General features: G+C 67.4%; 13 protein-coding genes. 6 read left to right on the forward strand and 7 right to left on the reverse strand.

All coding sequences use genetic code 11. The features are described from left to right. The first annotated feature begins 37 nt into the window (after positions 1 to 37). A complete protein-coding gene (locus K4L06_RS20545; protein ID WP_221673150.1) occupies positions 38 to 799 on the forward strand; it encodes a hypothetical protein in 762 nt (253 codons plus the stop codon). Positions 800 to 958: 159 nt separating this feature from the next. Continuing rightward, positions 959 to 2,026 (forward strand): DUF5694 domain-containing protein, encoded by a 1,068-nt coding sequence (locus tag K4L06_RS20550; RefSeq protein ID WP_221673151.1) that lies wholly within the window; start codon positions 959 to 961, stop codon positions 2,024 to 2,026. Positions 2,027 to 2,093: 67 nt separating this feature from the next. On the opposite strand, the gene lnt is transcribed toward K4L06_RS20550, so the two are convergent. The 3 genes from lnt to K4L06_RS20565 form a co-directional block, all read right to left on the reverse strand. Beyond that, positions 2,094 to 4,556, reverse strand: coding sequence for an apolipoprotein N-acyltransferase (lnt, locus tag K4L06_RS20555; protein WP_221673152.1), 2,463 nt, complete (start codon positions 4,554 to 4,556; stop codon positions 2,094 to 2,096). Between the two features lie 25 nt (positions 4,557 to 4,581). Beyond that, a complete protein-coding gene (locus tag K4L06_RS20560) occupies positions 4,582 to 5,196 on the reverse strand; it encodes a hypothetical protein (RefSeq protein ID WP_221673153.1) in 615 nt (204 codons plus the stop codon). An 81-nt stretch (positions 5,197 to 5,277) separates the two neighbouring features. Next, entirely contained in the window at positions 5,278 to 6,366 is a 1,089-nt protein-coding gene (locus K4L06_RS20565; protein ID WP_221673154.1) for a hypothetical protein, read from the reverse strand. Between the two features lie 412 nt (positions 6,367 to 6,778). On the opposite strand from K4L06_RS20565, the gene K4L06_RS20570 reads away from it, so the two are divergent. Together K4L06_RS20570 and K4L06_RS22685 are read left to right on the forward strand one after the other, a co-directional pair. After that, on the forward strand, positions 6,779 to 7,144 hold the full coding sequence (locus K4L06_RS20570; protein WP_221673155.1) for a hypothetical protein: 366 nt from the start codon (positions 6,779 to 6,781) through the stop codon (positions 7,142 to 7,144). A gap of 111 nt (positions 7,145 to 7,255) precedes the next feature. Next, on the forward strand, positions 7,256 to 7,648 hold the full coding sequence (locus tag K4L06_RS22685) for a DUF4113 domain-containing protein (RefSeq protein WP_343225791.1): 393 nt from the start codon (positions 7,256 to 7,258) through the stop codon (positions 7,646 to 7,648). Here K4L06_RS22685 and K4L06_RS20580 read toward each other — a convergent pair. The 4 genes from K4L06_RS20580 to K4L06_RS20595 all read right to left on the reverse strand — a co-directional run bounded on the left by K4L06_RS20580 (position 7,645) and on the right by K4L06_RS20595 (position 13,747). Further along, positions 7,645 to 8,403 (reverse strand): abortive infection family protein, encoded by a 759-nt coding sequence (locus tag K4L06_RS20580; protein WP_221673156.1) that lies wholly within the window; start codon positions 8,401 to 8,403, stop codon positions 7,645 to 7,647. The two genes, K4L06_RS22685 and K4L06_RS20580, sit on opposite strands and share 4 nt — an antisense overlap. 100 nt (positions 8,404 to 8,503) lie before the next feature. Continuing rightward, complete coding sequence (locus K4L06_RS20585) at positions 8,504 to 9,571, reverse strand: Shedu anti-phage system protein SduA domain-containing protein (RefSeq protein WP_221673157.1); 1,068 nt, start codon at positions 9,569 to 9,571, stop codon at positions 8,504 to 8,506. A 13-nt stretch (positions 9,572 to 9,584) separates the two neighbouring features. Next, a complete protein-coding gene (locus tag K4L06_RS20590; protein ID WP_221673158.1) occupies positions 9,585 to 12,227 on the reverse strand; it encodes a DEAD/DEAH box helicase family protein in 2,643 nt (880 codons plus the stop codon). A 2-nt stretch (positions 12,228 to 12,229) separates the two neighbouring features. Next, a complete protein-coding gene (locus tag K4L06_RS20595; RefSeq protein ID WP_221673159.1) occupies positions 12,230 to 13,747 on the reverse strand; it encodes a site-specific DNA-methyltransferase in 1,518 nt (505 codons plus the stop codon). A gap of 698 nt (positions 13,748 to 14,445) precedes the next feature. On the opposite strand from K4L06_RS20595, the gene mutS reads away from it, so the two are divergent. Continuing rightward, positions 14,446 to 17,061: a DNA mismatch repair protein MutS gene (gene mutS, locus K4L06_RS20600; protein ID WP_221673715.1), complete on the forward strand. Its 2,616-nt coding sequence runs from the start codon at positions 14,446 to 14,448 to the stop codon at positions 17,059 to 17,061. A 115-nt stretch (positions 17,062 to 17,176) separates the two neighbouring features. Then, positions 17,177 to 20,542, forward strand: coding sequence for an AAA family ATPase (locus K4L06_RS20605; RefSeq protein ID WP_343225792.1), 3,366 nt, complete (start codon positions 17,177 to 17,179; stop codon positions 20,540 to 20,542). The last annotated feature ends 20 nt before the right edge of the window (positions 20,543 to 20,562 follow it).

A 20,562-nucleotide genomic window follows, 5' to 3' on the forward strand; every position in this document is an offset into this window, starting at 1 on the left:
GAACCGCCGCGCATCCGCGCGCTAGACTGCCTCGGCCATGAACGCCGAACGTCTCGCCACGATCGACCGATGCCGCGCTGCGAGGCCCGCAGCGCGGCGCCGCTGGGCCCGCATCGCCGCCGGCGCGCTGAGCCTGATTTTGCCGCTGGCCTTGTCCGCCTGCCTGGCCGGTCCGCCGCCGGCCACCGCCAGCGCCGCGGCGATCGCCGATTCGCAGCCGCTGGCGGGCACCGGCGTGGTCGCCTTCCATCCACAGCGGGCGCTGCTGGCCTGGGCCGACGGCAACCGCTGGCACACGCTCGACCTCGACAGCGGCCGGCGCAGCGACCATCTCGCCGAGGCGCCGGTGGCCGACCTGGGCTTCGCCGCCGACGGCGACCTATGGCTGATCGCCGACCGCGCCGAGCGTTGGCGCGACGGCCAGCGCGCGTGCCGCAGCGAGGCCGGCGATCTCAGCCGCTGGTTCGGCGCCGACGCCGACGGCGCCGCGGTCGCCCGTTATATGCATTCCGACGGCGTCGGTCCGCTGCGCCAGCAGCTGTGGCTGTCGTCCGACTGCCGCACCGTGCGCGAAGACACCCGGCCTTTGCCTGCGCACATCCGCGAGGTCGGCGACGATCCCGGCGAACCGCTGCGCGCCGGCGCCGCGCCGGCCGCGGCCGGCCTGGCCGAACAGCTGCCTGCGCTCGGCGCCGACGGCGCCAGCCCGCGCCGCACCCTCGCCCTGTCTCACGACGGCCGCTGGCGCGTGATCGACGAGAACGGCCAGCGCATCCTGCGCCGCACCAGCGCTCCCTGACCCCCACTGATCCGCGCCTCAGCGTTCGCCTTCCAATCCCGAATCCCCAACACCGAATCCCCGTAGCGGCCGCACAGCGGCCGCTACTGACACTTGGCACTGTCGCGTCCCGCGCCCGCCGCCCTACCGTCGCCGGACTTTATCTACACGGTGCGATGCATGAGCAAGCAGTGGGCGGTGTGGGCTCTGGGATGGGCGCTGGCGGCCGGAACGGCGCAGGCGCAGCAAGTCGATCTGTCGGCGCTGGACAAGAACATGCATGGCCGCCCGGCCCAGGTGCTGGTGCTCGGCACCGTGCATTTGTCGGACATGCCGAAAACCTTCGACGCCAAGACGCTGGCGCCGCTGCTCGACCGGGTCGCCGCGTTCGAGCCCGAGATCATCACCATCGAGTCGATCTCCGGCGAAAGCTGCGATCTGGTCGCGCGCCACCCGGCCGTCTACAGCGCCGACGACTTCAAACCCTATTGCCGCGACACCTCGGACGCGCGTGCGGCGACCGGCCTGGACGTGCCGGCGGCGATCGCCGAAGCCAACCGGACCCTCAAGCAGTGGCCGGCCCAGCCCAGCGCAGCGCAACGCCGGCGTCTGGCCGCGGTGTTCCTGGCCGCCGGCGATTCGACCTCGGCCCTGGTGCAATGGCTGTACCTGCCGGTCGCCGAACGCCGCGACGGCGACGGCCTCGACGCCAAGCTCGTCGCCCGACTGGAAAAAGCCCGCGCCGGCCGCAGCGAGAACGAACTGATCGCCGCGCCGCTGGCGGTGCGCGCCGGCCTGCAGCGGGTCCACCCGACCGACGACCACACCGGCGACGCCGTCGACGTCTCCGACCCGCAGGCCTACGGCCAGGCGATCATGGCCGCCTGGGCCTCGGCCAAGGAGGCCTCCAAGACGGTGCGCGAACGCGACGATGCGCTGCGCCAAGGCCAGGACATGCTGGCCCTGTACCGCTACATCAATCGCCCGGACGTGCTCGGCGTCGTCGCCGACGGCGATTTCGGCGCAGCGATGCGCGAGGCCTCGCCGCAGCGCCTGGCCCAGGTCTACGTCGCCGGCTGGGAAACCCGCAACCTGCGCATGGTCGGCAACATCCGCGCCAGCTTCCGCGAGCGCCCCGGCGCGCGCGTGCTGTCGATCGTCGGCAGTCAGCACAAGCCCTGGTTCGACTCGCTGCTGGGGCAGATGCAGGGCGTGCAGATCGTCGACCTGCAGCAAGTGCTGAAGTAAGCCGCCGATCCGACCGTCGCCCGCTGTCCCGGCGGGCGCGGTCCGCCGGCCAAGCGCCGGTTCGCCGTCACGCGGCCAACAGGCGCATCGCCAGCCACGCCGGAACGCCGAGGTAGAACGCCGCCCGTCCCAGCCACTCCAGCGCGTCGCGCAACGCCGCCGCGTGCGCGCTGCGCAGCGCAACCGCCAGCGCCGCGACAGCCTCGATCGCGATCCGCAGCGCGGCGGCGAACAGCATCAGGCCGATCGACCACGACGCCCACCAGATCGCCAGGCCGGTCAGGTAGGCGGCCAGCCCGTAGCTGTAGTACTCGCCGAACGTACCGCCGAAGGCGATGATCTGGTGCAGGCGGAACGCGACCAGCGCCAGCAGCAGCGGGAACAGGCCGAACTTCAGCAAGGCATGGTCGAGCCGCGGCCGGCGCGCGTCGGCGCGGCTTTGCGCCAATTCGGCCAGGCCGGCGGCGAAACGGCCTTCCAGGCGCCACGGCGCGCCCGCCGCCGCGGTCATGCGCTGCAATGCGCGCGGATTCGCCCGCGCCAGGCCGCGCGACCACAGCGGGCCTTCGGCCAGGCGCAGATCGATGCCGCCGCGCGGCAGCGGGACGTACCAGGGCCGCAGCGCGAGGATCGACGCCAGCGGAAGCTCGATCCGTTGCCGGCGCCGATCCAGCACCAACCACGTCGCTTCGACACGCGCCCGAGCGGCGAAGCTGCGCTCGATCGCCCAGGCGGCCACGAGCGGCGCGACCACCAGCGCGACGAACAGCATCAACTGCGACAAGGACTGGATCTGCAGCCCGGTGCGCAGCAGCATGTCGGCGGCCAGCCACAGCAAGCCCGCGCCCGCGCACAGCCGCAGCGCGCCGCTCGCCGCGCGCCACAACGGCGTCAGTACGACGACCTCGAGCGTCGCCGGCTGCGCGTCGGCAGCAGCGGTGCGGCCCTGCGCGGCCCGCCACAGCGTGAACGCCGCCAGGCCGAGCAGGAACACCGCCGCGGCAGGCCCGACCCAATCGCCCCAGCGCACCATCAGGGTCGGCGCCGGATCGCGGGCGCTGACGAACGCGGTCAACACCGCCTGGTCGCCGGTCGAGGTGCTGGCCAACACCTCGCCGGTGTCGTCGATGATCGCGCTGAGCCCGTTGGTGGTGACGCGCACCTGCGGCAGCCGGGTTTCGATGCTGCGGAAGGCCGCCACCGCCAGGTGCAGGCGCGCGCCGACCGGGTAATCGGTGAACCAGGAATCGTTCGACAAGCCGACGATGGCCTGCGCGCCGAGCCGGGCGCCGTCGATGGCCAAGTCGGTCTCCACATCGTCCAGGCAGATCAGCGGCACCACGTTGACCTCGCGCCCGTCGGCGCTGCGCAACGGCAGCACCCGCGCCCCGTCGCCCGGGCGCCAGCCGCCGGTCCACGGCAACCAGCGGCGTAAGCGCGGCCCATCCAGCCAGCCCGGCACATGCTCGGTCAGCGGGAACGGATGGGTCTTGCGATACATGCCGAGCAGGCCCCGGCCGGGCTCGAGGAACGCTGCGGCGTTGTACTCGCCTTGCGTGTCGCGGTCGTAAGTGCCGAACACCAGCGGCACGCCCGACTCGTCGACGAAGCCCTGGATCTCGCGGTCCAGCGCCGCGCCGTCCTCGCTGCGCGGGTTGCCGTAGCTGGTCGGATATACGGTTTCCGACCACAGCAGCACGTCGGCGTCGTGGTCGCGGATCGCCGACCACGACAGCGCGTAATGCGTGTCCAGCACCTTGCGCACCACCGCATAAGCGCCAATCTCCTTACGCAAGCGCTCGTAGTCGGTGATGCTGGCCTGGACCATGGCCACGCGCAGCGTCGGCGCGTCGGCGGCCGGCGGCGCCTGCAGGCCGTCGCGCCGTACCGCGCCGTAACCGGCCATGCAGACCACGATCCCGGCGCCCAGCAGCGCCGGCCGCAGCAGCGCGCGCGCGCCGAGGCCGCGCCGCTCGATCGCGGCCGCCAGCGCCTCGTTGACCAGCAACAACAGCAGGGTCAGACCCGCGGCGCCGCCGAGGTCGGCGACTTGGCGCAGCGTCGCGGACGGAAACAGGCCGTGGCCCAGGGTGTCGCCCAGCAGTTTGGGCGCCAGCCACTCGCAGGCCACCCAGGCGCAGGCCGCGGCCAGCGCGCGCAGCAGCGCGCCGTAACGGCGTCCGGCCCACTGCCGGACCAGCGCGTAAGCCAGGAACTGCGGCTGCATCAGCGGCGCCAGCGCCAGCAGCAGCGCGGTCGCCGTCGCCGCGCCCATGCCGGTGTAGGCGCCGATCGCCGCGCCGAACCAATGCAACACCGCGGCGACGAAGGCGACGCTCATCAACGCCGCGTTGGCCAACGCGCCCGGCGCGGTACCGACGCGGTTCAGGGCCAACAGCCACGGCACCAGGGCGACGAAGCCCAGACCCCAGGCGGGGCCGCCGCGAGCGTACAGGCCGAGCAACACGGCGGTGGCGAGAATGCCGGCGTAGCTACGCCAGCGGGGCTGGGACAGCCGCTCCGTGGTCAAGTCGAAGAACTCCGGTGTCGCGGTGTTAGCGCGGGGGAATCTGGATCTGCCGCAGCGGCAGGCCGGGCGGCGCCAGCGCCGGCGGCACGACCCGGTCGGCCGGCATCGCGATCGGCCGGCCCTGCGCGTCGTGCAGGACGAAATCGGGCGAGAACATCAGGATCGGCTCGATCGCCACGCCCTCGTCGGTCACCTGGTGGTGGCGCACGTAGCCCGGCGGCAGCGCGAAATCCTCCGGCACCGCCAGCCCGACCAGCGGCGGGCTGGTGCCGGGCGGGTTGAACGCGCCCAGGCCGGTGCGGACGCCCGCCTGCTGCAGCGCCTCGATGACCTGAGCGCCAGTAGGTTCGGGATCGCCGGCCTGGAAGTAAGCGGCCAGATCGTCGGGGTCTGGGTCCGGCATGGCCTGCCTCCCCTGCGTCGCGTCGCGCGGCGCGCGAGGCGCTGAAGCGAGCCGGTCGTCGCCGGCGCCGTTCGCCGCATCGCCCGGCGCATCCGCCTGGGGGACGGCGTCGGTGGCGCCGGAAGCCGGTTCGCGCATCGACCACCATCCCGCCACCGCCAGCGCCACCGCGACGGCGGCCGCCACCCACCGCAGCTTGCCGCCGCGGGCGACGGGCGCCTTGTCGATCACGCGCATGCCCTCGCCGTCCGCGCGGGACGGCGGGGCATGCGGCGGGCGGCGCTCGGCCACGGTTCGATGCTCCGCCGGTTGCGCCGATCAGGGATTGGCCGGCTGATACACCGACAGCGCCCAGCCCATGCGCTCGTGCCCGTACTGGTTCCAGATCGGGCTGCGGCCGTTGTTGTAGCTGGAGTAGCGCGGTGCGCCGCTGCCGGTGCTGCCGCCCCACAGGCCGGCCGACACGGTGCCGCCGGTGTAGGTCGGGTGGGTGTCGTCGGACTGGATGTAATCGAACGAGCTGGACGAGGAGACGAACTTGGTGTTGGCGTCGCGCAGGGTCGAGCGCAGGGTCACCGCGGTACGGTTGATGTAGCTGGCCTCGCTCTCGCCTGACACGTAGCGCAGCGCGTCGGCGTCGACCTGGCCGTCGCCGTTGCTGTCGTAGTCCGCGCCCATGTACTGGGCGAAGCTGTCCACGCACTTGAAGCCCTTCTGACGCGCGTATTCGCACATCCAGTAGTTCATCTTGGCCATCGCCGGCAGGAACCGGTCGCGCAGGTTCACCGTCTGCCCGGTGCCGGCGTCTCGGCACGAGCTCTGCACGTTGTCGGCGTTGTAGCCCGGGTAGTACAGGTTGGAAATCACCTTCAGCCGGGTATTGGCGTGCGCGTTGGCGTTGATGTAGTCCATCGCCGCGGCGACGTAGGTTTTGCAGGAGTTGATCGCCGCATCCAGCCCGCTGTAATCGCAGGTGCCGCTCTGCGACTTGAACGCCGAGCGCGCCTGCAGGCCGTCGTTGCCGCACATCTCGAAGCTCACCACCCGGGTCGAGGCGGCCTGCATGTAGGAGCGCTCGGCGACGATCTTGTTCTCGTAGACGTCGCGCGCCACCGCGCCCGACTTGGCCCGGCGCACGCTCTCGATGTCGGAGTTCCAGCGCGCCGACAGATACTCGCCGTCCACGGTCGGCGCCGAATAGCGCGCCGCATTGCTGATCGAGCCGTTGTAGCCGGCGAAGATCGAGTCGCCGTAAGCCACGACCCGGTACTTGCTGCTGGTCCCGGCCCGGTCGATGGTCCAGGACACGTTCTGGTTCAAGGTATTGGCCAGCGACGGAGCCGACAGCGCGAGCAAAGCCGCAGCCGACAGCCACCGCCCCGCCCTGTTGCGGAACAGAGTCTTCATCCTTAACTCCCCTTCGAGATGGAATGCGCCAGGGGCGCCGGCCGGCGCCCGATGAGAAAACGCGAAACCCGAATCACGACGAGGAGGCCCCGGAACCCGGGGCGTTTCTCCCCCTGTCATCGCCCCCGGACGCTAGCGTACGGTTCTGGGCCGACGCAATGTGCGCTGCAACAGGCGCGGCGGGCGGCATCACGTTTTCGCGACCGCGCTGTCGGCGCTGCGAACGACCTCACGCAAGCGCCGCCCGTGTTGTCCTCGCGGTCGGGCCGCGCGCTGCGCGAGCCGCCCTTCCCGCGCGGCGCCGGGCAAGCCCAAACCGACCCGCAGCTCGCCACGCTCGGCGCGGCTTGCGCCGCAGCCCCGCCGACGCGAAGCTGGACGCCGACACCGAACCACTAGCGGGCGCCGGCCGATGACCGACAATGGTGCGTCCCCAGGCGCCCCCTCACTGCACGAACTGAGCGCGCTGCTGTCCGAACTGGAAGCCGGCACGCAGGCGCTGGACGCCGCATTCCACTTCGACGACCGCGCCGCGGTGAAACCGGCCTACGACCGGCTCATGCGCCTGCGCCGCACCCACCGCGAACTGCTGCACCGGTTCGGCGGCATCGCACCCGCCGACGCGGCCGGCGACAGCAGAACCGCAACGACGATCGCGGCCATCGCCGCCGTCCTGGGTGAGCTGTCGGCCGGCATCGAGCGTTACCACGACCTCGCCGGCCCTCTCGCCCGATTGCGGTCGCAACTGGCGACGGCCATCGCTCGGGCCGGTCCCTGAACGCCCGCCGCCTGCGCCGATGCTCAGCCCGAGCTTCGGCGCTGCCGCTTGGACGGGGAAACGCTGCGCTGCGGGCACTCGTGGACTGGCACCTGCATCTACGAAAGCCAAGTGACCTTGGCCGAGGACGGCACCGGGGTAGCCGTGGTCGTGGACGTGCTCGACGACGGGGAAACCTATCGGCGAACCGCCACCGACGAAGGCGAACTGGAACGGTTCGAGCGCGTGTTATCCCAGGTGCGCCAGCGCGACAGCGAGGGCGACGCACTGGCGGGTGTGTCGATCGTTCAGGACCCTCGCTCGCAAGCCCTCATGAAGGTCATGGATCAGGCCAACGCGAAGTTCGGCCGGGGCACGATGGGCATGGCGTCGTCGGCCTGGCGATCGAAGGGGCCGGCGCTGGCCAAGCCAGTGTGGGCTATGAACCAGAAAACCTATCGCCGGCTTACACCAGCCGGTGGGATCAGTTGGTGCGAGTGCGGTAGCAACCCACCTGGCGACTAGAACGGAATGTCCAAGTCCTCGGCACGACCCGTTTCTTTCTGCCGTGCGAGCATCCATCGTTCCTCGCATGCCTTGATGAAGCGCACCGCGCTGACAACGTTGCTGGCGATCAGAAGTGCCTCGTCGTATTCCAGCACCGGATTGTCGTGGGCCATTGTGTGATTGTTCCGGACATAGTCGTATTGACCGAAGACCGTTGTCGCGCCTTTTAGGATGTGTTCTGCCATCTGGGATATAAGAAGACCTTCTTCCTTGACGCGCTTCACGTAGGCACCCATAAGGCCACCCAACGGCACCGAACAATCTCTGGGTATGCCGTGCTCCTTACAGAGCTTTCGAAGAAACTTGACGAGAAATGTATGCAGCCGATCCAAACCTTGCTCAGGCTCGTTACGCTCGAAACACTCCCTCGCGGCTTTCGCCACCTTCTGGAAGTCCTCCGTATCACCGTCGATAGCCTCGATGTCCTCTACCGGCTTGGCTTGCGCCAGTCGCGCTGCAATGGCTTCGCAATCCCTGAAGAGGGCCTGCCGCTCCAACGCCGAATGACCGGTGTCTCTGCAATGCTCCAGCAATCCACTGAGGACCCGCCCTACCAGGGAGTCGTCTTCCTTAGTCCAGAAGCTGCGCAGGTGGTTGGCTTTAGACGGACCATTTCCACTGTATGCACCACCATAGATGTCTCGATTGACCTCCTCTTCGAAAAACCGAGCAAAGGATTTATTTGAGAAATCGAGGACGTAACCACTGCTCATGCCGAACAGGTCTTCAAGTTTCCGTCTCTCGCGAGGACTCAAGCTGGACATAAGTGGCTTTGCTAGGTTTTAGGACAGGCTTCGACGATGTGGTAAATGATCACCACGGGATATCGTCCTTTTCACCTGCTGACTCTGCATCACCACCCACTACGGGGCTCATCATTTCAAGAAGTCGCTCGCCTTGAGCCAACAAATGGTCGTAGGTCATGACGGAGATCCCATGGAGTCGGCGATTGAGTCCATGAAGTGCACGTTGCTGTTCTTCTGTCCACTCGTGGGATCGGCCAATGACAATGGTGGCCCGAGGGTGATAGGCCACAACCTCCTTGTGGTCGAGGAGCCCATCCTTCGCGGCCTGGTGGAGGATGTCCAGATATCGGTGGCATTGGCCGATGGCCCGCGAAACGTCTGCTGAAAAATAATAATTCTTGTGGGCGGCGTCGTAGAGCAACACCTCTTTGTCGGGCCGCTTCAACTCCACGATGTCCCGATAGCCCGCGATCACGTTGGGCAACAGTAGGTCTAGGTTGTCTCCGGTGGAAATGGCCCTGACTTCGTCACGAACCACGTAGGCATTTCCGAACGCCCAACAGTGCTTCTCGCACCAAGCCTGATAGGTCTGCTCCCCTGCCTCACCGCTACCAAGGTTCGAGCGCAACTCGGCTACTGCCGATCGCATCTCACTTAGACGGATAGACCCACGCAGAGCCACGCTCAATTCATGGGTAAGTTCCGTGCTTGAAAGGTGGCCCAACAACTCCGCTTGTGACAGCACATTGGTTAGCGCGCCCACAAGCGCTTGCGGGTCGTGACCAGTCAACACGGCTTCGCCGTTGGCCACCCGAATGAGGATGAACTCGCCTGCTTCGGACTGTTCTGCAACAGGGAGGTGACTCTGCAGATACTTGAGCAACTGGAGCGAAGCAGCGTGGGACAGCGTGAGCGTCTTCGCCTTGTCTCCGATCCAAGGCTGATCCTTGTCCTTCTTGAAGCCCTCGAGCTTGAGTGATAGCTCAGTGCTGCCGTCGTTGTGCCGAATGAACCATGCGATCGCCTGGAGCCGGCTCTTGCTCGTCTCGTTGAGCACGACCGGCGGTGCGTAGTCCAGCTTGCCACTGCTGGCCGTCTTCCTGACGACTTTCTGCACTTCCCCAGGCTTTTCCACGTCGCCTCCGCGCTTATGCCCCGATCGCTGCCTTCAACTGCTCGGTGACGCTATTGCCCTTCTCGTCCTTCAGCTGGGCCATGAGGTAGATCCCCTTGCCCTTGCTCTTGGTCGCCCAGAGCTCGCCCACCATCCGCTTTTCCTTCTCGGTGTCGGACGAATACCGGTCCCCGCCCTTGTATTCCACGACCAGCAAGCGCCCGTCCTTGAGGCGAGCGACGAAATCCGGATAGGTGCGCTGCTTGGCCGTGGGCATCCAGAACTGGCTGCGATCCACCAGGTTGCGCACCCAGAACTCCACCTCATCCAGCTGATCGATGGCCTGCGCGCAAAGAAATTCCTCACCCACCTTACCGCCCGCGGTCTTCCACTGAAGGTCGCCCACGAAGGGGTAGTAGTGCTTGCGGAACCGGTAAGCGCCGCCCTGGTAGTAGGAGTGCGCCGGATACAACGTCATATCCGCCGGGTAGGTGAACATCGCGTCGGGCTCGTCGCTGACTACGACCTCGGCCGCGTCGCCGAATAGGGCCTGCTGGAAGCCGTCCTTCAACGCCTCGACCTTAGCGAGCTGGAGCTGCTCACTCAGCTTGCGCCGGAGAACGAACTGGCCATTGAGCAGCTGGGACAGGGAGAAGCCTCGGTCTTGGGACAGACCGCTGATGGCCCGACGCACCCATTCCCGCAACACAGACTGCTTCACTGCTGGGTCGCGGATCTTTTGGTCCAGCCACCCCACCAGGTCAGCATCTGTGCGGTCCTTGGCGAAACCCGGGAGATAGGTGTTCACGTCGTCGTCGATTTTGGTGTAGGTGACCTTTTCATCCACCAAATCGACCTCGAAGGTCTGGCTATCGGCGTTGAACTTGAGGCTGGTCAAGTCCGGCGGGTAAGCCAGCAGATCCCAGGTGAACTCAGGCGGCACCGCGCCGCTTTCAATGAACTCCAGCTCGCCCTGATCCATGACGCAGAGGCGAGGGACGCTGAAGACGGCCCCGTTCTGGCTGGGAGCTTTGACGGCTTTAGACGCGATCTGGTGGCGCTCGATGGTGGCCGCGGCGTCCTCGCGCTCCTTTGCCGGAATCACCTTGGTGATGGCCTCGACCGTCGAATCATCCACTTCTCCGGTGATTTCGACCATGCCGCCCTTTCCGTCCTCATTGGGCACGAACACCACGTTCTCTTGGTCGCGTGCAGGTACATCAGTTAGATCAGGCTGCTTGCTGACCGAGACGGTGGTCTTGGGCGGTGTGGGGACATGATTCGCTCCGCCTTGCAGCCCCAAGCCAGGCCCCGGCATCGGTTCACGCTGGACTGCTCCCACGGCTTCCAACGGATTGAAGCCGATGTCGATGAGCGACTTGGTCAGCTCAGCAGCGGCCAGATTGAAGTGGGTGGTGGTGACGTGGGCGTAGGCCTTGTTCATGGCCTCCTGCTTGCGGCGCGTGGCGTAAGGCATCCGCAGAACGCGACCCAGCAGCTGCTGGATGTCCTTGTCGCTCTTGACCTGGGCCACCGAGCAGAACACGTAGGCAAAGGAACAATCCCAGCCCTCCTTGAGGGCCTGCTTGGTGATGATTATCTCGATGGGACAGTCCTTGGCGAACAGGTCGACCCCGTCGATCTCGCGTTGATTTCCGGTGGCGATGGCGATGGCTGTCTCGGGCACCTTCTCGTTGTCGATGAGGTGGCGCTTGACCTCTTCCACCGTGGCCGTTCCCTTGGCGTTCTCGGCCTGGATCAGCAGGATGGGGCGGATATAGTCCGGTTCATTGAGCGCGGTCTTTCCCAGCTCGTTGCGACGGGCCACGGCGCTCCCGACCGCCACTTCCCACTGCCCAACGTGTTCCGTGAGCACGACGGGGAACTTGATCATGTTGGCCACCTTCAGTTCAAAGGCGCTGACACTGACCAGGACATTGCTCTTGCTGGCTTCGGGCGTAGCTGTCAGTTCAACCACTACCTTCGCGCCCAGGCGCTTATAGACCTCGTAGGACAACGGCGTGTTGGCGTTGTGAGCCTCGTCAGTAATGACCAAGGGCCCGTGAAGTTTGAGTAGATTGGCGAACGAAGCGATGGCCTTCCCAGCCTCATTCTGTTCCAGATAAGCCAGATCAGAGATACTGCCTGCGAAATGAGGCTCAAGGTCCTCGTGATACTCGTAGACCTTGCGCCCCTCTTGGTTCTCGACGCGAAGAGATGCCATCGTGGAAACGACTACACATACCTTCGTGCCCAAGTCAGCGGGGCGAATTTGAGCGAAGTCTTCCATATCGAACATGGCGACCTTGCCACCAAAGGCCTCATCCAGCTCCTGGCGATAGGGGTGGCGAGGATCCTTGAATGCTTCCAGGGTCTGGGTCTTGATCTGGGTGGTAGGCACCATCCACATGACCACCGGATACGTGCGCTCCAGGTAGGCGTCGCCCGCCGCCTGGATGATATGCGCACCCATCACGGTTTTTCCGCCACCCGTCGGGATACGTAGGCATACGTAGGGCGTGGCGACCATGCCTGGCATGGGCTTGTATTCCGTGACCAGCCCCGGATCAACGTTCTTCTCGAACGCGTGGGCTGGACCGGTCAAGCGCGCATCTTCGAGGAACTGGGCTAGGCTGGCCAGGGCCCGCTGTTGATAAACCTTCAGGGAGAGCGCCATCGTCAACGGGCCTTGATATCGTAAGGGGTCTGCTTGAAGGTGATTTGGAGCTCTTCCAACCGCTCCTTCGGTAAGTCGCAGGACTCACCGAAAATCACCTTGGGCCCGTCAAATGGCTCCAGGCCTTTCAACACCCGCTTGGTTAGCACGTTGCCTCCGGTCTTGCTCTCGTCGCCCAGGATTCCGTTGAACAGTAGGTAGTAACCTACGCCGTGATGCTCGCCCAGAAACGGCTTCTTCGCAGCACGGGAGGAGCGCGCATTGCCGGTTTCTGCGAACCACACGTGCGCGGCCAGGTGTTCGAAGCGGATGCCGTCTCGAATGTGGCCACTCTCATCGAACACGGGCACGCCTAACTTGTAGAAGCGAAAGCCTCCACCGCCGTTCCACTCCAGCGCTTGTGAAACTCCTCCCTCCTCGCCATCCACCACCTGGGACAAGCGCGGTTGGCAATGGGTGCGCGCGTGCTCACCTTCCTCAATTCCGATCCAGCGACGCCCCATCTTGTGAGCCACAGCCGCAGTGGTCCCCGAACCGAGAAAACTATCCAGAACCCAGTCACCCGGATTGGTAGCAATCTCGATGATTCGCTTAAGTAAGCGTTCGGGCTTAGGCGTTGAGAACGCATCCGCCTTACCCATCAGTTGATGCTGCTCCTTTGCCGCCTCGTCCGTGTGCCCAACTTCTTCGGATGGCCACCATGTCCATGGAACAAGCCCCTCAGTTTCATCGAGATAGCGGATGATATTTGGCTGGGAATTGTTGTCTCTACCAAAGTAAATTCGGCCAGCTTCCTTGAGCTTCAAATACTCAGACTCGATGGTGCTCCAGCATCGACCTTCTGGTGGACGGTGAATTGCACCGCCAGGAGCAGTGATGGGATACATCTGGTTGGCCCGATAACCCTGAGCGGTCATCGGGATAGGCCTCCATCGCCGCTTAGTTACGGGATCAATGTTGCGGTAGACTTTGGCCTGCTCCTCAGTAAACGGCACGCGGTTCCTGATTTTCTTGAAGAGGTCAGGATTCTCGGCATAGACGAGGATGTAGTCATGTACGTCACCGATGGCTTCTCGGTTTTCTCGGGAGTAGCGTTTCTGCCAGACACATGTGGCAATGAAGCGTTCACGGCCAAAAATCTCGTCCATGACAACCTTTAGATAGTGCGCCTCGTTGTCGTCGATGGTGATCCAGATGGACCCGTCCTGAGTCAGGAAGCGCCGGAGTAGCTCCAACCTGGGATAGATCATTGACAACCACTTGGAGTGTTCCAAGTTGTCGTCGTATTGCTCGAACGCGCTCTTGGTGTTGTAGGGCGGGTCGATGAAGATGCACTTCACCTGTCCCGCGTAATAAGGCAGCAGCGCCTTGAGAGCCTCAAGGTTGTCCCCCTCGATGAGCATGTTCGGGGAGTCCTCCTCCCCATGAGACAGCTTGGCGACCGGCTCTAACAATCGGTAAGGAGCCAGGGCGGCGCGCGTGAGATCCGCGTCGCGGTTGAACCAAGAAAGCAGTGGCATCCAGTGATCCCCTAAGGCAGGCCCCCAGTATCGTTCAGTCAAAGGATGCAGGGCCAGTTTCGCGAGGCCTGAGACGGCTCAACCCTTTGTTTTCCAAGGGTTGGCCAATCACTGACAGGTGAGCCGCGCCACGCTTTGCGCAGACCCCAGGTCTGCGGGCAGTTGGCCTGGCAGCCCCTTCACTTCGACCACGGCTCGGGGACTGCAGGTAGAGCTCCCCATCGAACCCCACCTGGGTAATCCCGCGATCGGTCCGGGCGACCGTCCCGGGCGGATCGCGCCAGGACCAGCGGCAAGTCCGGCAGTCGCTGATCTTTGGCTTCATCCCCTCGCCCCAGTCGGCGTCGGAGGACGTAAATCATGTTGATGCGGTTGACCGTGACGCCAAATCCCACCGGGCCATCTTGGCGGCTGTCGGAGATTACCTAGCGCTTCCGCTTCGCATTCAGGGCAAAATTGGCGATCTCGTCCCTGCCACCAACGACGGGATCCGGGCGACATAGCGTTGTTCCTTGACCGCAGCGGCCGTAAGCGCCAATTTCCGGGCCCGTTTGCTTCCCCTGTGCAGCTTCCGAGTCCCTGCCGTCATCCCAGCGTTGCCACGGCACCGGCGCCACACGGCGGCGTGCTTGGCCGACCCTAGTTGTTCATACTTGCCGCATTGCGCTGAACTGAAGAACCATAAAACCTTGAATCAAATGCAAAAAAGCCAGAAAGCCAGCTCGGGCAAGGGGTCCGAAGAACACACCCCGCTGATGCGCCAGTTCTTCGCCGCCAAGGCGGAGCACCCGGACGTATTGCTGTTTTTCCGCATGGGCGATTTCTACGAGCTGTTCTACGACGACGCGCGCAAGGCCGCGCGCTTGCTCGACATCACCCTGACCCAGCGCGGCGCTTCGGCCGGACAGCCGATTCCGATGGCCGGGGTGCCGCACCATTCGGCCGAGGGCTATCTGGCGCGCCTGGTCGCGCTGGGCGAATCGGTGGCGATCTGCGAGCAGATCGGCGACCCGGCGCTGGCCAAGGGCATCGTCGAGCGCAAGGTGGTGCGGATCATCACGCCGGGCACGGTGACCGACGAGGCCCTGCTCAACGAGCGCCGCGACACCCTGCTGCTGGCGGTGGCGCGCGGCAAGCACGGTTACGGCGTGGCCTGGGCCGACCTGGCCGCCGGCCGTTTCCTGGTCAACGAAGTCGCCAGCGAGGACGCGCTGGAGGCCGAGCTGGCGCGGCTGGAGCCGGCCGAGCTGCTGATCGCCGACGAGGACGGCTGGGCGCCGTTCGTGGCCGAGCGCCCGGGCATGCGCCGGCGGCCGCCGTGGCTGTTCGACGCCGACAGCGGCCGGCGCCAGTTGCTGCGTTTCTTCGGCCTGCACGACCTGTCCGGTTTCGGCCTGGAAGACAAGCCGCTGGCGATCGCCGCGGCCGCGGCGCTGCTGGGCTATGTCGAGGAAACCCAGAAGCAGCGCCTGCCGCACCTGACTTCGATCGCGATCGAGTCCGGCGACGGCGCGATCGCGATGAACGCCGCCACCCGACGCCATCTGGAACTGGACAGCCGCATCGACGGCGACAGCCGCACCACCCTGCTCGGCGTGCTCGACAGCACGGTCACGCCGATGGGCGGGCGCCTGCTGCGGCGCTGGCTGCACCGTCCGCTGCGCGACCGCGACGCGCTGCGCCATCGCCACCAGGCGGTGGCGACGCTGATCGAATCGCGCGCCGGCGACGATGTCCGCGAACGCTTCCGCGCGCTCGGCGACCTGGAACGGATCCTCTCGCGCATCGCCCTGCGCAGCGCGCGCCCGCGCGACCTGTCGACCCTGCGCGACGGCCTGGGCCTGTTGCCGGACGTGCGCGGCCTGCTGGCGCCGCTGGACGCGCCGCGCCTGGCCGCGCTGTGCGCCGAACTGGGCGAGCACGACGAGCATGCACACCTGCTCGCGCAGGCGATCGTGACCCAGCCGCCGGTGCTGGCGCGCGACGGCGGCGTGTTCGCCACCGGCTACGACGCCGAGCTGGACGAGCTGCGCACCCTGTCGACCAACGCCGACCAGTTCCTGGTCGACCTGGAAGCGCGCGAACGCGCCAGCAGCGGCATCCCGACCCTGAAGGTCGGCTACAACCGCGTCCACGGCTATTACCTGGAAGTCAGCAAGGCCCAGGCCGACAAGGCGCCGACCCATTACACCCGCCGCCAGACCCTGAGCAACGCCGAGCGCTACATCACCGAAGAACTCAAGCAATTCGAGGACAAGGTGCTGTCGGCGCGCGAACGCGCGCTGTCGCGCGAGCGGCTGCTGTACGAACAGTTGCTGGACGCGCTCAACGAACGCCTGGAGCCGCTCAAGCGCTGCGCCGCGGCGCTGTCCGAGCTGGACGTGCTGTGCGGCTTCGCCGAACGCGCCGCCAGCCTAGACTGGTCGCAACCCGAACTCAGCGAGCAGCCCGGCCTGCGCATCGAGCGCGGCCGCCACCCGGTGGTCGAGGCGGTGCGCAAGGAACCGTTCGAGCCCAACGACCTGATCCTCGACGAGGCCAACGGCCGCCGCATGCTGGTCATCACCGGCCCGAACATGGGCGGTAAGTCGACCTACATGCGCCAGAACGCGCTGATCGTGCTGCTGGCCCACATCGGCAGCTTCGTCCCGGCGGCGCGGGCGACGATCGGCCCGATCGACCGCATCCTGACCCGCATCGGCGCCGGCGACGACCTCGCCCGCGGCCAGTCGACCTTCATGGTCGAGATGAGCGAGACCAGCTACATCCTCCACCACGCCACCGACTGTTCGCTGGTGCTGATGGACGAAATCGGCCGCGGCACTTCGACCTACGACGGCTTGGCCCTGGCCGAGGCCTGCGCGCGCCACCTCGCCCACCACAACCGCGCCTACACCCTGTTCGCCACCCACTACTTCGAGCTGACCGCATTGGCCGAGCCGGGCAACGGCATCGCCAACGTCCACCTCGACGCGGTCGAACATCACGACAAGAACGGCGGCGAGCAACTGGTGTTCATGCACGCGGTCAAGGACGGCCCGGCCGACCGCAGTTTCGGCCTGCAGGTCGCGGCGCTGGCCGGCCTGCCCAAGGCGGTGGTCAAGCAGGCGCGCGGGCGCCTGGCCGAACTGGAGCAGCAGGGCCGCGATACGCCCAAGCCGTCCTTCGCCCAGGCCGCGCTCGACGCGCCGCAGCAGTTCGGCCTGTTCGCGCCGTCCTCGGCCGCGCTCGACGCGCTGGCCGCGATCGACCCGGACGAGCTGACCCCGAAGCAGGCGCTGGAAGCGTTGTACCGGATCAAGGCGTTGAGCTGACCGGCGCCGACGCCGCGCCCGGCTTCGGTCCGGGCGCGGTTTCGCCGCAGCGTTTCGCAGTCGCCCCTGCGCGGCCGCCGCTACACTGTCGCCCGGAACGGACACCGGAGCGCTCGTGGAAGCCTTGCTATTCGTGGTCGGCGTGGTCGCCGGCCTGATTCTCGCCCGCCTCTATCGGCCGGCGGCGACTTCATCTGCGCAAACGCAGACGGGCGACGACGACGCGCACGCCGCCGGCCAGACCGTCGCCGTCGCCGACACCGGCGCAGACCAGGACGACGAGCCCGCCGCGCCGCCCGCCCAGGCCGGCGAGGACACCGCGCAGGAACGGCTGTTCGCCCTGATCCGCCGCATCGACGCGGTCGACGAGCGCATCCAGCGGCCGCAGGACCTGATCGCCCTGCCCGAATTCCACCAGGGCGCCGAGTTGCTCGCCAGCGACGCCTTCAGCGCCGAGGAACTGCTGCGCCATCTCAACGGCAGCGGCTACGTGCTGCAGTCGATGGTCGCCAAGGCCCTGCCGCACCGCCCCGACGTAGCGCTGGAGGCGGCGATCGACCACGCCGGCCAGTTCGGCGGCTACCCGCTGCACTTCCTGCTCGAACACCTACGCCAGCAGCCCGACGCCCATCTGTTGCCGCGGCTGATGCGGCAGGCCCAGGCCTGGTGGTGGGATTTCGCCCCGACCCGCCAGCAACTGCGCGACTACCTGCAATGGGCCGGCGCGTTCCCGCCGGCGCCGGCGCCCGAGGGCCTGGACGAACTCGACGAACAGCAGGCCGGGCAATTGCGCGAACTGCTGCAGCGTTTCCAGTCGCCGCTGCTGCAACCCTTGCTGGACCGGCTCGACCGGGTCGCCGGCGCGCGCCGCGAGAGCCGCGTGCTCGGCGCCTTCGGCCGGGTCGATCCCAGTCCCAAGCCGGGCCTGCGCATCGTCCACGAAGCGCTGGCGCAGCAATTGCAGCGCCTGCGCGAGTCCTTCGACGGCGACGACCGCGGCTCGGTGCTGGTGGTCGGCGAACACGGGGTCGGCAAGACCGTGCTGGTCGACCTGCTGGTCGAAAGCCTGCAGCGCGACGGCTGGCTGGTGTTCGAGGCCTCGGCGGCGGAAGTGCTGTCCGGGCAGAGCTACATCGGCGAGCTCGAAGGCCGCGTGCGCGAGATGCTCGCCGTGCTCGACCGCCGCCGCGCGCTGTGGCGCGCGCCGGAATTCTTCGACCTGCTGGCCAAGGGCGCGCATTCGCGCGACCCGCGCGGCCTGCTCGACCTGGTGCTGCCGGCGATCGAGCGCGGCCAGTTGCGGATGATCGGCGAACTGACGCCGCGCCAGCTGGCCGAACTGCTGGTCGCGCGCCCGGTGCTCAAGCACCACTTCGAACTGCTGCAACTGGCGCCGCCGGATCCGGCCGCGCTGGCGCCGCTCGCCGGCGAATGGGCGCGGCTGGAAAGCGAGCGCCTGGGCCGCCAAGTCGCCGACGAGCGGCTGCTGGCCGAAGCCGGACGCATGGCCGCGCAGTATTTCCCCGAGCAGCAGGAACCCGGCCGCCTGCTGCGCCTGCTCGGCGACGCCCTGCAGGGCGCGCTGAGCCAACAGCCGCCGGCGCTGCCGCTGGACGGCGAACGCCTGCTGGCGACGGTCGCCGAACGCAGCGGCCTGCCCCTGGACATCGTCGACGACCGCCAGAGCCTGGACCTGGAGCGTTTGCGCGGGTTCTTCCGCCAGCGCGTGCTCGGCCAGGACGAAGCCGTCGACGCCCTGCTCGACCGCATCGCCCTGCTCAAGGCGGGTTTGATCGACAGCGCCCGGCCGATCGGCGTGTTCCTGTTCGCCGGCCCCACCGGCACCGGCAAGACCGAGCTGGCCAAGGCCCTGGGCGAGTTGCTGTTCGGCAGCGACGAGCGCCTGCTGCGCCTGGACATGAGCGAGTTCCAGTCCGAGGACTCGGCCTGGCGCCTGACCGCCGACGACGGCGGCGGCAGCGGCGGCGTGCGCTCGCTGACCGCGCGGATCCGCGAGCAGCCGTTCTCGGTGGTGCTGCTGGACGAATTCGAGAAGGCCCACCCCAAGGTCTGGGACTTGTTCCTGCAGGTGTTCGACGATGCCCGCCTCAGCGACCGCAGCGGCCATAGCGCCGACTTCCGCCACAGCATCATCATCCTGACCAGCAACGTCGGCTCGACCATCTCGCGCAGCGCCGGCCCGGGCTTCACCGCGGTACGCGGCGGCTACTCGCGCGACGCGGTCGAGAAGGCGCTGTTCGACACCTTCCGCCGCGAGTTCATCAACCGCCTCGACCGGGTGGTGCTGTTCAACCCGCTCGACCGCAGCCTGATGCGCGAGATCCTGCACAAGGAACTCAAGCGCGTGCTGACCCGGCGCGGCCTGCGCAACCGCGACTGGGCGGTGGAATGGGAGCCCTCGGCGATCGAATTCCTGCTCGACCGCGGTTTCACCCCGGACTTGGGCGCGCGCCCCTTGCGCCGGGCGATCGAGCACTACCTGCTGGCGCCGCTGGCGCGCAGCATCGTCGAGCACCGCGCGCCGCAGGGCGACCAGTTCCTGTTCGTGCGCAGCGCCGGCGACCGCCTGGAGGTGCAGTTCATCGACCCCGACGCGTCCGCGCCGGCCGTCGAGGCCGCGCGCGACGCCGGGGCGGGCGCAGCGGTCGGCGATCTGCGCGACCTGGTGTACACGCCGGCGGCGAACGCCGAGGCCGCGGCACGGCTGGACGCGCATCTGCAGAACCTGGAAGGCGAAGTCGACGGCGGCGACTGGAGCGCCGCCCGCGACGCCGACTACGCGCGCATGGCCCAGGCCGAGTTCTGGTCGGCGCCGGACCGCCACGGCGTGCTCGACCGGATCGAACGCCGCGACCGCATCGAGAGCGCGCTGGACACCGCACGCCGCCTGCACCGGCGCCTGGAGCAGGACGGCGGCAACGACGAATTCGCCGGCCGCCTGGCCCAGTTGCTGTTCCTGCTCGACCCGGCGGTCGCCGCGCTGCGCGCGCACGGGCCGCAGGACGCGCTGCTGGAGATCGACGCCGACGCGGCCGCGCAACAGCGCCACGGCGCCGATCTGCGGCTGTGGTGGCAGCGCCTGCTCGGCATGTACCTGGCCTGGGCGCAACGGCGCAACATGCGGGTCGAAGTGCTGCGCCAGGATCCCGAGCGCTGCCGCGCCTGGCTGGCGGTCAGCGGCTTCGGCGCCTACGACCTGTTGCAGGACGAATCCGGCCTGCATGTCTACGAAGAGCAGGACGAAGGCGCGACCCAGCGGGTCTCGCTGTCGGTGCAGGTGACGCCCGACCTGCCCGGCCGCGCGCGCTCGCCGCAGCCGGCCGGCGACGGCGAACGGCGCATCGTCCGCCGCTACCGCCACGCGCCCTCGCCGCTGGTCCGCGACGGCGTGCGCGGCTGGCGCAGCGGGCGCCTGGACCGCGTGCTCGGCGGCGAGTTCGACGTGATCCAGAGCGGTTGAGCCGCGCCGGCGGCGCCGCG

Origin of the sequence: Lysobacter sp. BMK333-48F3 (genome assembly GCF_019733395.1) — a bacterium.
Lineage (GTDB): Bacteria > Pseudomonadota > Gammaproteobacteria > Xanthomonadales > Xanthomonadaceae > Lysobacter.